We start from the raw sequence: 14,498 nt of genomic DNA, 5'->3' as shown, positions 1-14,498 counted from the left end.
GATCGGAGCGGCGGACCCCCACGATGGCAGTAGCCGTGATCGCCGGCGGGGCCGCGGTCCGGCCACCAGGCTCGGGAGGAACCATGTGGCGTCCGCGCTTCCGATCGGACTACGTGCCGGTGCGGCTGCCCGACGGGCCGCTCGTGGTGCTGGGGGAGACCCGCAGCCTTCTCGTCGACGATCCGGTCGCCGCCGACCTGGCCGACCAGCTCGACGGCGCCGCGCCGCTTGCCGACGTGCTGGCCCGGCTGGCCACCAGGCATCCGGTCTCCGCCGTCGCCGCAGCCCTCGCCCGGCTGCGCGACCACGGCCTGCTGGTGTCCGGCCCGGCGCACACCTCGCCGGCCGAGGCCGCCGGCTGGGACGCCCGGGGTGTTCCGCCCGAGGCAGGGCGGCGGTGGATGGCCGGGGGGCCGGTGACAATCGTCGACCTCGGGGCGCCCCGGGCGGCCGAGACCGCCGACGCGCTGCGCGCCCTCGGGCTAGCCGTGACGGTGGTCGGGCCGGACGACCCCGACCCGGGCACCGCCCAGCTGCTGGTCCTGCCGTCGTCGATGCTCGACCCACGGCTGGCCCTGATCAACGAACGGCACCTGGCCGCCGGCCGTCCGTGGACCCTCGCCCGGCCGCACGGCAACGTCGTCTTCCTCGGCCCGCACCTGGTGCCCGGCCGCACCGGCTGCTGGGCCTGCCTGCGGCAACGCTGGCAGGAAAACGAGCAGGTGAACGCGTACCTCGGTGGGCAGGCCCTGGCCGGCCCGCTGCCGCAGCCCGGTCGGGCGGTCCTGCCCGGCCTGGCCACAATGGCCGCCGGGCTGCTCGCCGCCGAACTCGCCGTGCTTGCCGTGCGGGGCACCTCGCCCCGCCTCACCGGCCGCATGGTCGCCCTGGACACCCGGGACCTGAGCACCGAGAGCCACCAACTGGTACGCCAGCCACAGTGCCCCGCCTGCGGCGACCCGGACCTCGTCGGCAAGGCCGAGCCACGCATCGACCTGCCACCCAGCGGCGCCCAACCCAGCCGCGCCGGGGAATCCCGCACCCGGGAACCCGCCGAGACGTACGCCGCGCTCGCCCACCACGTCAGCCGGTATCTCGGCGTGGTGAGTCGGCTGACCTCCCTGGAGGCTTCTGACAACGGCGTCACCCACACCTACTCGGCGGGGCACAACTTCGCCCAACCCCGTCAGCTCGCCGCTCTGCGCCGCAACCTGCGCGGGCAGAGCGGCGGCAAGGGCCGGACCGACCTTCAGGCCCGGATGAGCGCCATCGGGGAGGCGGTGGAGCGCTACTGCGGGGTGTGGCGCGGCGACCGCCCGGTGCACCGGGCCACCTACCGGCAACTCGGTCCGGACCGCGCGGTGCACCTGCGGGAGTTGCTGCTGTTCTCCGACCGTCAGTACGCCGACCGGGACCGGCTCAACCGCGACCTGGGGCACCTGCACCGCGTTCCCCGCCCGCTGCCGGACGATGTGGAACTGGACTGGACCACTGGCTGGTCACTGTCCCGGCAGGCGCCGCGCGAACTGCCCGCCGCGTACTGCTGGTACGGGCATCCGGAGCTGACCGGCCTCGGCGTGTGCTCGGCCGACTCGAACGGCTGCGCGGCCGGCGGCACCCTGTCCGAGGCGATCGTGCAGGGCTTCTGCGAACTCGTCGAGCGCGACAGCGTGGCCCTGTGGTGGTACCACCGCTCCAGGATGCCGGGGGTGGACCTGGCCTCGTTCGGCGACCCGTGGACCGCCGCCTGCGTCGACCACCACGCCACCGCCCTCGGCCGCGAGCTGTGGGCCCTGGACCTGACCGCCGACCTCGGCGTACCCGCGTTCGCGGCGGTGTCCCGGCGCACCGACGGAGGGCCGGAGGACGTCCTTGTCGGCTTCGGCGCGCACCTGGACGCGCGGGTGGCGCTGACCCGGGCGCTCACCGAGGTGAACCAGTTCCTGCCCGCCGTCTCCGGGCCGACCTCCGCGCGCAACCGGTACGGCGTCGACGATCCGGACACCGAGCGCTGGTTCGGCACCGTGCGGGTGGCCGACCAGCAGTGGCTGTCGCCCGACCCGACCCGGCCGCCGCGCACCGCCGCGGACCATCCGGCGCTCACCACCGGCGACGTCGGGGACGACGTACGACGTTGTGTACTCCGCGCCGAGCGGGCCGGCCTGGAGGTGATCGTCGTCGACCAGTCCCGTCCGGATGTCGACCTGGCGGTGGTGAAGGTCGTCGTGCCGGGCCTGCGGCACTTCTGGCGTCGGCTCGGTCCGGGCCGGCTGTGGGACGTGCCGGCCCGCCTCGGCCGGGACCCGATCGCCGCCGACGAGGCGTCGGCCAATCCGCTGAACGTCTTCTTCTAGCGAGGGATGCGCAGATGACGAGCATGGTGGACCCGGTCGGTCGGCGGTCGTCGTGAGCGGCTCCGTCGGCGGTCCGCCGATCCAGGACGCCTACCGGCTGCGCCGCGACGCGGAACTGTGCCTCGGCGAGGACGGCTCGCTGACCCTGCGGCAGACCCGTTTCCAGCTCACCCTGGAGCGGCCCGGCATCGGCCGTCGGGCGCTGCTGCTGCGGCTCGCCGCCGACTGGGTGAGCGATGTCGAGGTCGGTCGACTGATCAGCGGCCTGGAGGGGGAGAACCGTGTGCTGCCGGCGCAGTTGCTGCTGCGCCGGCTGCTCGCCCACTCCTGGCTGGAACGTCGTGTCCAGGCCGACGACCGGCCGCTGCTCGACCTGGTGCCCACCGGCCTGGGTCGGGGCAGCCTGCCGGACAGCCGCCCGCACACCCCGGGCGTCCGCTACCGGCTCTCCCGCTTCGCCACCCTCCAGCACGAACGGGGCATGCTCGTGGCCGCGTCGCCGCTGAGCACCCTCACCGTCGGCTGCGCCGACGCCGCCGTCGGCGCGGTGCTCGCCGCCGCGGTTCCGGGCGTCGGACCCGACACGGTGGCCCGCACGCTCGGCGTGTCGCCGGAGGCCGCCGGCCGGGTGCTCGACGAGTGTGCCACCGCCCGGATCCTGGTCACCGACGCCGAGTTCGAGGCCGAGCGCGACGACGCGCCACTTGCCTACTGGTCGCCGGAGGAGCTGCGGCTGCACCACCGCTCCCGCGCCGGCCGGCACGCGCTGCCGGTGGGCGGCACCTACCGGATGCGGGAACGTTTCGCCCCGCAACCGCTGCGCCGCCCGTACGAAGGGGGCCGGGTGGTCGAACTGCCGCTGCCGGACCTCGCGACGATCGCCAAGGAGGATCCCGCGTTCAGTCAGGTCGTCGCGGACCGGCGCACAGTGCGCGAACACGACGACGCGGCACCGCTGCCCCTGGAACGGCTTGCGGAATTCCTGCACCGGTCGCAGCACACCACTGCCGTCGGGGAGGCCGGCGGGCAGGAGATCGGCCACCGGCCCTACCCGGGCGGCGGCGGGGTCTACGAACTGGAGATCTATCCGCTGGTCGCCCGTTGCGCCGGCCTCGACAGCGGGCTCTACCACTACGACGCGGTCGGGCACCGGCTGGAGCCGGTCGCGGCCTGGGCAGCTGCCGCCGACCGGCTGCTGGCGTACGCCAGGGCGGCCGGCGCCATGCCCCGGCCGCCGCAGATCGTCCTGGTGGTCACCGCCCGGGTCCAGCGGCTCATGTGGAAGTACGAAGGGATGAGCTACGCCATGATTCTCAAGGACGCTGGTGTGCTGACCCAGCAGATGTATCTCGTCGCCACCGCCATGGGCCTGGCGCCGTGCGCCCTCGGCGCCGGGGACTCCCAGGCGTTCGCCGAGTTGTCCGGGCTCGACCCTCTGGTCGAGCCGAGCGTGGCCGACTTCCTGCTCGGTTCGCGGTGCGCCGCAGCGGGGGAACGGCAATGAAGTTCCGGCGGCAGGCGCTGCGCCAGCTGGAGGCGCCCGAGCAACTGGACCGGGCGGTGCGGCTGACCACGGTGCCGAACTGGCTGGCCACCACAGCGCTCGTCATAGTCGTTGTCGCCGCGGGCGTCTGGTCGGTGCGCACTGTCGTCCCGCGGACCGTCGAGGCGGCCGGCGTGCTTATCCACTCCAACGGGATCTCCGCACTCGACGCGCTCGACAGCGGACAGGTCACAAAGGTGTGGGCGGCACCGCACCAGCGGGTGGCGAAGGGCACGCCCCTCTACAGCCTGCGCACGATGGACGGCAAGGTGCGTGTGGAGAACGCGCCGGGTGACGCGTACGTCGTGGCCTGGCTGGTCTCCGAGGGCGAAATCGTCACCCCGGGTACGCACCTGGCCGACCTGGAACGCCTCGACACCGCCGGGGACGCGTTGCAGGCCGTCGTGTACGCCCCCGCCGTGGCCGCGCCGCTGCTGCAACCCGGCGTACCCGTCGAGGTGGCCGCCGCCGCGGCGCCGCGCAACGTGTTCGGCACCCTGGCCGGCCAGGTCATCACTGTCGGCGCCTTCCCGGAGACGGAGGCTTCGCTGCGCGCCTTCCTGGGCACCGGGCCGGACGTCCGGCGGCTGCTGGCCGACGGCAGCGTGGTCCGGGTGACCGTCGCCCTGGAACCCGACCCGGCAGCCCTGGGCGGACTGCGCTGGACCAAGTCCCCGCCGCCGTTCCAGCTCAACTCGGCAAGCGAGGTCACCGCCTGGTTCACAGTGGACCAGGAGCACCCGATCGACTGGTTGCTGCGGCGATGAGCGCGCCGCCGATCGCCGCTGCCGGCGCACCTGAGCTGCCCAGGATCCGGCGTCGACGGGTCCGCACGCCCACACTGATCCAGATGGAGGCGGTGGAGTGCGGGGCCGCCGCGCTCGGGATCCTGCTCGCCCACCACGGTCGCCACGTGCCACTGGAGGAACTGCGCCGGGTGTGCGGAGTGAGCCGGGACGGCTCCACCGCGGCGACGGTCCTCAAGGGCGCCCGCCGGTACGGGATGGTGGCAAAGGGCTTCCAGATGGACCTGGCCGGCCTGGCCACCGTGGCGCTGCCGGCGGTGCTGTTCTGGCGCTTCGAGCACTTCGTGGTGCTGGAAGGGCTCGGCCGGAAGGTCCACATCAACGACCCGGCCACCGGTCCCCGCGCGGTGAGCTGGGAGGAGTTCGACGGCGCGTTCACCGGCATCGTGCTCACCATGCAGCCCGGTCCGGAGTTCCGGTCGGGCGGCACCCGCTACCGTCTGCTCCGGGCGTTGGCGCAGCGGTGGCGCGGTCCGGGTTCGGCGATCGCGCAGATGCTGCTGCTCGGGCTGCTGATCGCGGTGGTCGGTCTGACCATCCCGGTGATGGCCCAGGTCTTCGTCGACCGGGTGCTGTTGCAGGAGGATCGGGCCGCCCTCGCCGGTCTGGTGGCGGCGGTGGCGGTAGCCACAGTGCTTACCTTCCTGGCCAGCCTGCTCCAGCAACGCCTGACCGTACGCGCGGAGACTGCGCTTGCCCTGAGCAGCGCCGCACGGTTCTTCCGACATCTGCTGCGGCTGCCGCCGAATTTCTTCGACCAGCGGCAGGCCGCCGACCTCAGCCAGCGGGTCCGTGGCAACGAGGTGGTCGCCGAGGTGCTCACCCGCCGTGCGGCCACCACAGTTGTCGACACCGGGCTGGTGCTGGCGTACGGGGCGCTGCTCTGCCAGTACGACCTGCTGCTGGGGCTGTGCGCCGTGGTCCTCGCCGGGCTGAACGTCAGTGTGCTGCGCTATGTCGCCTCGACCCGGTCGATCGCCGTCGCGGGGCTCCAGGCGGACCGCAGCAAGCTGGTGACGACCGTCTACACCACGGTCCAGATGATCGAGACGGTGAAGGCAGGCGGTGAAGAGGAACGCGCCGTGGCCCGGTTCGCGGCACGCCACGCCACAGTCGCCACCCGCCAGCAGCGGCTGGGGGTGCCCACTGCGGTGCTCTCCGTCCTGCCGGCGTTCCTCGCCTCGGGGACCGCAGCGGTGCTGTTGGGGCTTGGCAGCCGGCAGGTAGCGGCGGAGGCGATGAGCGTCGGTGTGCTGGTCGGCATGCAGAGCCTCGCCATCGCGATGAACCGGCCGTTGGGCAACCTGACCGCGCTGGGCTCGCGCCTTCAGGACATGAGCGCCGACCTCAACCGACTGCGCGACGTGGAGCAGTACCCGCTGCCGTCGGCCGAGGACCGACCTGCCGGACCGTTGGCGCCAATGGAGGGGCACCTGCGCATCGAGGAGGTCACCTTCGGCTACAACCCGCTGGGCCGTCCACTGCTGGAGAACTTCAGTCTGGACCTGCCGCCGGGTGCCCGGGTGGCGCTCGTCGGCCGTTCCGGCAGTGGCAAGTCGACGGTGGGCCGACTGGTCGCCGGGCTCTACCGCCCGTGGACCGGCCGGGTCACTGTCGACGGCGTCGAACGGACGGGGACCGACGACGGCCTGTGGGCGGCCACCGTCGCCATCGTGGACCAGGACCTGCGGCTGTTCGAGGGGACAGTCCGGGACAACGTCACGATGTGGGACCTCACTGTCGCAGACGAGGACGTCGTCACCGCGCTCACCGACGCGTGTCTGTACGACGAGGTGGCGGCCCGCCCGGGTGGCCTGGCCAGCCCGGTACGGGAGAACGCCCGCAACTTCTCCGGCGGGCAGCGGCAGCGGCTGGAGATCGCCCGCGCGCTCGTCCGCAACCCTCGGGTGCTGGTGCTCGACGAGGCCACGAGCGCGCTGGACGCCGAGACCGAACGCCGCATCGACATGCACCTGCGCCGTCGGGGGGCCACCTGTCTCATCGTGGCGCACCGCCTGTCCACGGTCCGCGACTGCGACCTGATCGTCGTCCTCGACGGCGGTCGGGAGGTGGAGCGCGGCACCCACGAGCAACTTGTCGCCCGGGACGGGGCGTACGCACGCCTGGTCCGGGACCACTGACCCCCGACGAATCCGAGGAGACGCTGATGACCGACGCGGTGGAAGATCCCCCGACCGGCGGCCTGATCGGCTTCTGCGGCGACGGCGTACGCCAGGTCTGTCGCCTGGACGGCCCGGTGGCGGGATGGTTGGTGACCGGCGGCGAGGCCGACCTGTTCGCGGTGCGCCGGGCCGGGATGAGCCCGTCTCGTCGCCACCATGTGGCCCGGCTGCCCGCAGGTGGCCTGGTGCCGACGTCCACGGCGATCGGCGCGTGGCAGTTGATCCTGGTGCCGCTGCCCGGCACGGAGCTGCGTGGGCTGCCCCGGCGTCACCTGTCCCTGCTGGAGCGGCACGTCCGGCTCGACCGTCCGGTGGACGAGGGGCCGCCGTCGCGGGCGCGAACGGCTGCGATGGAGCTTGTCGCGGCGGTGGACCTGGTGCTTGTCACCGTCGCGGATGCGTTGCGTCGGGGGCAGGCGCCCCGGGAGGCGTCCACCCTGCGCGGGCGCGAGATCGTGTCGCTGGCGCAGGGCAGCGCCCTCACCTCCACCGGCGGCGCCTGGTGGCTGCGCAGCGCGGGCGGGCAGCTGCGACGCAACGACGGTGGCCCGGTGGAGATGTCGGGGGAGCGGGAGCTGCTGCTGGTCGCCGAGCGGGACTGGGTGGTGGCCGAGTCGCCGTGCGCGGTGGAGAGCCACAGCAGTTGGGACCTGCTGGTCGGTGGTCAACTCCGGACGGCTGTCGACCAGCACGTGGCCCGACTGCTGCGGATGGTGGAGGCCCGCATCGAGGAGGCTGACGCGGCCCTCCTGAGCGCTGTGGAGCGGCGGCGGCAGATCGACGCCGCGGTGCTCGCCGCGGCGGCCCGCCGGTCGATCGGGGTGATCGGCGCGGGTGGGGCGGTGCCGGTTCCGGACATCGAGACCGGCTTCGACAGGTACGAGCGGGCGGCCGCTGTGGTCCGGGTGGTCACCGAGGGAATGGGCGCGCCGGTGAACGAGCCGGCGGACCGCAGCCGCGCGCCGCTGTCCGACCGCGCGGCGGTGCACGCGGTGTCCCGGGCGTCCAGCCTGTTCCTGCGCGAGGTGCGGCTGCCGGAGCGGTGGTGGCGGCGCGACCTGGGGCCGATTGTCGGGTGGCGGGTCGGCGACGACCCGGAGCGGGCCGTCGCGGTGCCGCTGCTGTTCCGCCGGGGCCGCTACCACCACGTCGACCCGGACACCCGGGCCCACCGTCCGGTCGACGCGACGACGGCCGCGACGTACGCCGCCGAGGCGACCCAGGTGCAGGCGCCACTGCCACCCACGGCCCGGATGCGGCACCTGCTGCGGGCCGGGCTCGTCGGTGCGTCCCGCGACCTGCGTGGGCTGCTGTTCGCCGCCGCCTGCGTGGCCGTGTTGGGCCTCGGCGTGCCGTTGGCCACCGGCGAGGTGCTCGGCCAGTTGGCCCGCAAGGGCGAGGTGGACGGCCTGTTCGGGTTCCTCGCCCTGATGCTCAGCGCCGCGGTCGTCGCGGTGCTCGTCGGCGTGGTGCAGAACCTGCGGCTGCTGCGGTTGGACGGGCGGTTGCAGTCCGGCGCGCAGCTGGCGATCTGGGACCGGCTCATGCGGCTGCCGGCCCGGTTCTTCACCGGGCGCAGCAGCGGTGAGATCGCCAACTCGATGCTGGGGATCTCGTTCGTCGGTGAAGCGCTGAGCGCTTTGCTGCCGCAGCTCGTCTCGGCCGGCGCGACAGTGCTTGTGGTCCTCGGCATGCTCCTGGTGGTCGAGCCCGTGCTCGGCCTGTGGGGGGCGGGGATCGTCGCGGTCACCATGCTGACCTTCGGCGCGTTCGCCGTGCTGATCGTCCGTCAGCAGCGGTCGGCGCTTCCGGCCGAGCACCGGGCTGCGGCGATGACCAACCAGCTGCTGGGCGGCATCATCAAGATCAAGGTTGCGTCCGCCGAGGCCCGCGCCCACGCCCGGTGGTCCGAGGTGGCCGCCACGGCCCGGGCGGCGCTGCAACGGGTCCGGCAGAGCCAGGCCGGCCTGGTCGCCTTCGCCACAGTGCTGCCGGTCGCCGGTCAACTGGTCCTGTTCGCCGTGCTGATGGGGCCGCTCGCCGGCAGGGTCGCGCCTGCCGACTTCTTCATCCTCAACGTCGCCTTCGCCATGCTGCTCGGCGCGCTGCTCGTCCTGGTGTCGGGCGGGGTCGAGGTGATCGCGGCGGTGCCCCGGCTGGGCAGCCTCCGGGCGATCCTGCGCGCCGACCCCGAGGCGCGGCCGGACCGGGTGGATCCGGGCGAGCTGCGCGGCGAGGTGGCGCTGCACCGGCTCACCTTCGCCTACCAGACGGACGAGCCGCCTGTGCTCGTCGACATCGACCTGCACGTCCGCCCGGGCGAGTTCGTTGCCATCGTCGGACCGAGCGGCTGCGGAAAGTCCACACTGCTGCGGCTGCTGCTCGGCTTCGAACGCCAGCAGCAGGGCGCTGTGCTCTACGACGGCCAGGACCTCTCCGAACTCGACGTACACGCGGTCCGCCGGCAGTGTGGCGTGGTCCTCCAGGACGGCCAGCTCTTCGCCGGCTCGGTACGGGACAACATCTGCGGCGCCGGCAGCTTCCCGCTGGACCAGGTCTGGGAGGCGGCGCGGATGGCCGGCCTCGCCGACGACCTGGAGGCGCTGCCGATGGGGATGAGCACGATGGTGCCGTTCGGCGGTGGCACGCTGTCGGTCGGGCAGCGCCAGCGGGTGCTCATCGCCCGCGCGCTGGCGCCCCGGCCCCGGATCATCTTCCTCGACGAGGCCACGAGCGCCCTGGACAACCGCACCCAGGAGGTCGTCACCCGCAGCACCGCCGCCCTTGCCGCGACCCGCGTGGTAATCGCCCACCGGCTGTCCACGGTCCGTGCGGCGGACACCATAGTGGTCCTCGACGCGGGCCGGATCGTCCAGCGCGGCACCTACGACGAGTTGATGGACCAACCCGAGGGACTGTTTCACAGGTTGGCGAGGCGGCAACTTGTGGAGCAGCCGGAAACCTCCGACGCGGTGGTGGAGAGCCGGCAGCCGGACGGGCAGCCCGCGACGAGCTGACGGAGGGTCAGCCGTTGTCGATGACCGAGCCGTCCTCCAGGCACACGTCCGTGTCGAGGTGGTTCTCCAGCAGCTCCGCGACGTGCGCCTCCGCCTGGTTCTCCACGGCGAGCCGGAACGCCTCGGCGAGCACGCTGACCACACCCTGGGTCAGCAGCAGGGTTTCCCTGTCGAGGTCGGCCCAGGACGACCGGGCGCCGCCGCGTACGACTTCCGGCGCCAGGGCCAGCAGTCGCGCCGTGACGGCGGCGACCAACTCGTCGGCCACCGGCCGGAGGCTGTCCAGCACCTCGCTGAGGGTCTGCAACGCCGGCACCGTGCCCACCCGTACCCGGTGCAGGTCCAGGGCGGCGCGCAGCGGGCGTGGCCGTACGGTGCGGACCGTGCCGTCGGTGGTGCGTCCGATCACGCCGTGCCGGGTCAGCGCGTGGGCCAGCGCGGGACGGTCGGCGGTCAGGCGTTGCAGCATCGCGGTCAGCCCGTCGGGCGCCTCGTCGCTGGGCCGGACCCCGAGCATCGCCTCGATGGAGACCAGGTTGAAGCCCTGCCGTTGCAGGGCGAGGATCGCGTCCAGCCGGCGGACGTGCGAGTCGTCGTAGAGGGCGGCCCGGCCGTGCCGCACCGGCGGCGGCAGCAACCGCCGCGCCTGGTGCGCGCGGATGTTGCGCGCCGACATCCCGACCTTGCGGGCAAGTTCCTCCACGCTGTACCCGGCCGGGCCGCCGGGCGTCGTCGTCACCTCGTCGATGGTCACGGTCGCCTCCGGGGAGCACTCGGTGACGGAACATCCACCTGTCGAACCGCTGTTGCGGCGAGCGGTCGACGATCGCAGCGTATGTGCGGGAAGCGGGCGGGTGACAGTCGAGGAATTACTACTTGTCGATGGTGGCATGAGTCATTAGAATCCCCGATCCGCCGTACGTCGCTGATTCCCAATTACCCGGCTTTCGCCGCAGCGCGACAGTTTCGCGGCCACATTCGATGAAATTCCCACGCGTTGCGTGGCCCGGATCGACAGGTGGCCCACGATGAAGCGAAATCGGCGGCCCGGAACCTCCCGCGCTGCCTCTCGCCGCCGCTTTGAAGTCGCCGCTGGCGGCCGGCCACCGAAGGGAGCAGGGCATGACACCTGTCGATCGAGCGGTCTTCGTGGCCGCGTACAGCCGGCTCGTCGCCGACGTCTGGGCCGACCCCGTCAAGGAGCAGGCGCTCGACCGGGACCCGCGGGCGTTCCTCGCCGGCTACGGACTTCAACTGCCCGAAGACGTGCAGGTACGGGTGGTCCGGGACGTCGCCGACACCGACCCTGACCTGGAGGTGCAGATCGAGTCGTGGGAGCGCGCGGGCACCACCGGCGCCTTCGTGCTCTTCGTGCCGTCGCTGTTGCCGGTGGCCCAGTCGGAGCTGGCCGAGGACGAGTTGGACAGCGTCGTGGCGGGCCTGGACCCCAGCTGCGCCTGCTGCTGCCCGTGCTGCTGCACCTGACACCGATGTCTGCCGCCCGCAGGCTGGCGCGGCAGATTCTGATGGCACTCAGATGGAAATCCTTGATTGCCGAACCTCGATCTTTCTAGCGTTCTCACCACGGCAATTAACCGACCGTCCCACAGTGATCCCCGAGGAAGGACCGAACGATGAGCAACGACGATCAGGAATATGGCGCGAGGTTCGTGACCAAGTACTCGGAACTCGTCACCGCGGTGTGGCGCAGCGACGAGGAACTGCAACGCCTCCTCGCCGACCCGACCGGCTACGCGACCGCCGCAGGCCTGCCGGTGGCCGCCGGAGCCACGGTCGAGGTCGACCGCGCCCAGCCCGCCACGCTCTACACCAAGGAGCAGATCGTCGACGACTGGGCCGGCACGCCCGGCCGGCACGTGCTGCACGTACCCGAGGTGCCGCTCGTCGACCTCAACGAGCTGACCGAGGCCGAGCTGGAGTCGGTCGCCGGTGGCGTCGCCCCCGTCGCCGACAACAACGTCAACATCATCGCCGTCCTCATCCTCTGACGTTCCCACCCCCCACCGGGAGCCTCGATGACTGACATGACCGAGACCATCGCGTTCCGATCCGGCACCTACCGGACGGCCACCGTGGAGCAGACCTGGGAACGGGTCGGTGGCATGCTCGACCGGTTCCGGATCACCCGGGTCGCCGACATCACCCGGCTCGACGAGATCGGCCTACCGGTGCACGTCGCCTACCGGCCCGTCGGAGCCACAATGGCGGTGAGCGTCGGCACCGGTGCCACGGCGACGCAGTCCCGGGTCAGCGCGGTGATGGAGAGCATCGAGTCCTGGCATGCCGAGAACCTCCGGCCGGGGACCGTGGTCCGGTCCCCGGCCGAGGCGCTCGACCTGCCGTACGACATCCGGTGGCTGCACCTGGCGGAACGGTCGCCCCTGACCTCCGCCGTCGAACTCGACTGGGTGGCCGGCCGCGGGCTGCTGACCGGCGCGCGTTGCCTGGTGCCCCGCGCCACAATCGAACTGGACTTCACCATCCGGCGTGGCTGGGACCGCGCCCTGTTCACTCCCAGCAGCAACGGGTTGGCCACCGGCAACACCTTCGCCGAGGCCAGCCTGCACGCCCTGCTGGAGGTCGTCGAGCGGGACTGCATCGCCCCGTACTGCACCTCGCCGTTGGACGAGCGCACCTACACCGACCCGGGCACCGCCACGAACGCGATGACCCGCACCGTGCACGACGCGCTGGTGCGCGCCGGCTGCTGGGTGGAGGTCTGCGACATCACGAACGCGGTAGGTGTGCCCTGCTATGCCGCCTCGATCTGGTCGCCGGACCTGCCTGTCACCTTCGGCGGCTTCGGCTGCCACCTGGACCCGGAGATCGCCGTCGGGCGGGCCATGTCGGAGGCGGCCCAGTCGCGGCTGGTAATGGTCTCCGGAGCCCGCGACGACATCGACGCCACCGCGTACCACGACGTCGGTGCGCCGCCGGTGCCGCCGCCCACCGTCGATCGGCCGGTCCGGCCGGTCCGCCGGGACCTCCCGCCGGCCGGAGACGTGACCCAGGTGCTGCGCGAGCTGGCGTCGCGGGTGCAGCGGATCACCGGCGTCGAGCCGTTCAGCGTCGACCTGACCCACGACGAGATCGGCATTCCGGTGAGCAAGGTGTTCGCCCCCGGCCTGCGGATGTTCGACGAGCGGGCCCTGAGTACCCGACCAGGAGTGCCCCGTGACTGACGTCGTCTTCATCGGTCCGAGCCTGCCGGCGGACGAGGTCGCCCGGCTGCTGCCCGACGCGGTGGTGCTGCCGCCCGTCGCGCACGGCGACCTGCTCCGCCTGGACGTCGGACCCGGCGACCGGGTCCTCGTCATCGACGGGTTCTTCCTGCAACACCCGCCGGTACGCCACCGGGAGATCCTCGACCTGCTCGACAGTGGGGTGACAGTGGCCGGCGCCGCAAGCATGGGTGCGCTGCGCGCCGCCGAGCTGTGGCCGTTCGGGATGCGTGGTGTAGGCGAGGTGTTCCAGCTCTACCGCGACGGCGTCGTCACCGGCGACGACGAGGTGGCAGTGGTGCACGGGCCCGCCGACGAGGGCCACCGCACGTTGAGCGAGCCGCTTGTCAACATCCGGGTCGCGCTGCGCCGCGCCGTCGTCGACGGGGTGCTCAGCGACGCCGAAGCCGGGCTGCTGCTGGACCTGTGCCGGGACCTGCCCTTCCGGCGGCGGTCGTACCGCGCGCTGGAGCGCACCGCGCCGCCCGAGGCGGCGCCCGTTGTGGACCGTTTCCTGACGTGGCACCGGCGCGACCCCTCCGACGCCAAGGGCGCCGACGCGCGACTGCTGCTGTCGATGGCCGCGGACAACGCGCCCGAGCTGTGCCCGGCGCACGACGGCGACCAGCCGATCGACAATCTGCACACCCGCTTCATGGACAGCTGGCGATCACGGTTCGCCGGGGCTTCTGTCGGCGGGCACTGGGTAAGCGACCGGGAGGCCGCGGCGGCACTGATGCTGCTGCACCCTGAGACGCCGACCTGGCATCGACGCAGCGTGCTGGCCGGGCTGGCCGCTGTCGACATCGCCGACCCGACGGCCGAGGAGCGCGCCCACGAGGTGGCCCGTCAGCGAGGACTGACCGCAGCGGGCTCCCACGGCTGGGACTGGCTCACCGACCGGGAACGGGGCCTCGACGATCGCGAGGCGGTGCTGCGGATGCTGGTGCGAGCGTTCGGCACCACGCCGTACCGCAGCCTGGCGCTGTGGATGGTCGCGGCGCCGCTGCGTACCCCGGCGCTGCTCGCCGCCGCGCGGCAGGTCGCGGCGATCGCCGCGTCGCTGAACGAGACAGTCGTTCCGCGTACGACGGGACACCGCCGCCCGGGTGGTCGGCTCCACTTCCGCACCGAGGTCATCGACGCGTGTTTCGCCAGTCTGTGGGGCTGTGACGTCGACGGGCTGGAAGCGGCGGCGTGGGACCGGGGCTTCGTCGACCTGTCGGCGTTCCGGTACGCCGCCGAACCGTTCGTGGCGTACGTCAAGGCATTCGGCGCCCCGCGGCTGCCGGCGGTGGCGCAGCGCGTGCAGGAGGAAACCCTTGCCGGTTCCGCGGCCCGGGTCAGCTGAGG

Annotated in this window: 10 protein-coding genes; 9 read left to right on the top strand and 1 reads right to left on the bottom strand. The window is 72.6% G+C overall.

Features of this window, described 5'->3' with window-relative positions; genetic code table 11:
* Positions 1-83: 83 nt before the first annotated feature.
* Genes ADK66_RS28675 through ADK66_RS32045 form a run of 5 tightly spaced genes read left to right on the top strand, consistent with a single transcriptional unit; the run spans position 84 to position 9,903 of the window.
* A complete protein-coding gene (locus ADK66_RS28675) occupies positions 84-2,354 on the top strand; it encodes a TOMM precursor leader peptide-binding protein (protein WP_053660827.1) in 2,271 nt (756 codons plus the stop codon).
* Positions 2,355-2,406: 52 nt separating this feature from the next.
* A complete protein-coding gene (locus tag ADK66_RS28670) occupies positions 2,407-3,858 on the top strand; it encodes a SagB family peptide dehydrogenase (RefSeq protein WP_053660825.1) in 1,452 nt (483 codons plus the stop codon).
* Positions 3,855-4,664 (top strand): HlyD family efflux transporter periplasmic adaptor subunit, encoded by an 810-nt coding sequence (locus ADK66_RS28665; RefSeq protein ID WP_053660823.1) that lies wholly within the window; start codon positions 3,855-3,857, stop codon positions 4,662-4,664. The genes ADK66_RS28670 and ADK66_RS28665 overlap by 4 nt, the downstream gene beginning before the upstream one ends.
* Positions 4,661-6,844 (top strand): NHLP family bacteriocin export ABC transporter peptidase/permease/ATPase subunit, encoded by a 2,184-nt coding sequence (locus tag ADK66_RS28660; RefSeq protein WP_053660821.1) that lies wholly within the window; start codon positions 4,661-4,663, stop codon positions 6,842-6,844. Before ADK66_RS28665 ends, ADK66_RS28660 begins: the two co-directional genes overlap by 4 nt.
* Positions 6,845-6,870: 26 nt before the next feature.
* The gene (locus ADK66_RS32045; RefSeq protein ID WP_197281668.1) at positions 6,871-9,903 is read left to right on the top strand and encodes an ATP-binding cassette domain-containing protein; all 3,033 of its coding nucleotides are present in this window, start codon (positions 6,871-6,873) and stop codon (positions 9,901-9,903) included.
* 7 nt (positions 9,904-9,910) lie between these two features.
* Here ADK66_RS32045 and ADK66_RS28650 read toward each other — a convergent pair whose 3' ends face one another.
* The gene (locus tag ADK66_RS28650) at positions 9,911-10,657 is read right to left on the bottom strand and encodes a MerR family transcriptional regulator (protein WP_053660819.1); all 747 of its coding nucleotides are present in this window, start codon (positions 10,655-10,657) and stop codon (positions 9,911-9,913) included.
* 368 nt (positions 10,658-11,025) lie between these two features.
* Between ADK66_RS28650 and ADK66_RS28645 the strand changes: the two genes are divergently transcribed.
* The 4 genes from ADK66_RS28645 to ADK66_RS28630 all read left to right on the top strand — a co-directional run bounded on the left by ADK66_RS28645 (position 11,026) and on the right by ADK66_RS28630 (position 14,496).
* Complete coding sequence (locus tag ADK66_RS28645) at positions 11,026-11,388, top strand: hypothetical protein (RefSeq protein WP_053660817.1); 363 nt, start codon at positions 11,026-11,028, stop codon at positions 11,386-11,388.
* Between the two features lie 149 nt (positions 11,389-11,537).
* A complete protein-coding gene (locus ADK66_RS28640; protein WP_053660815.1) occupies positions 11,538-11,912 on the top strand; it encodes a class IIb bacteriocin, lactobin A/cerein 7B family in 375 nt (124 codons plus the stop codon).
* A gap of 27 nt (positions 11,913-11,939) precedes the next feature.
* A complete protein-coding gene (locus ADK66_RS28635) occupies positions 11,940-13,106 on the top strand; it encodes a YcaO-like family protein (RefSeq protein ID WP_082377719.1) in 1,167 nt (388 codons plus the stop codon).
* Complete coding sequence (locus ADK66_RS28630) at positions 13,099-14,496, top strand: TfuA-like protein (protein WP_053660811.1); 1,398 nt, start codon at positions 13,099-13,101, stop codon at positions 14,494-14,496. Before ADK66_RS28635 ends, ADK66_RS28630 begins: the two co-directional genes overlap by 8 nt.
* The last annotated feature ends 2 nt before the right edge of the window (positions 14,497-14,498 follow it).

The organism is Micromonospora sp. NRRL B-16802 (assembly GCF_001279555.1).
Taxonomy (GTDB): domain Bacteria; phylum Actinomycetota; class Actinomycetes; order Mycobacteriales; family Micromonosporaceae; genus Micromonospora; species Micromonospora profundi.
The sequence above is the reverse complement of the archived record's forward strand: the minus strand, read 5'-3'. Positions and strand labels throughout refer to the sequence as shown.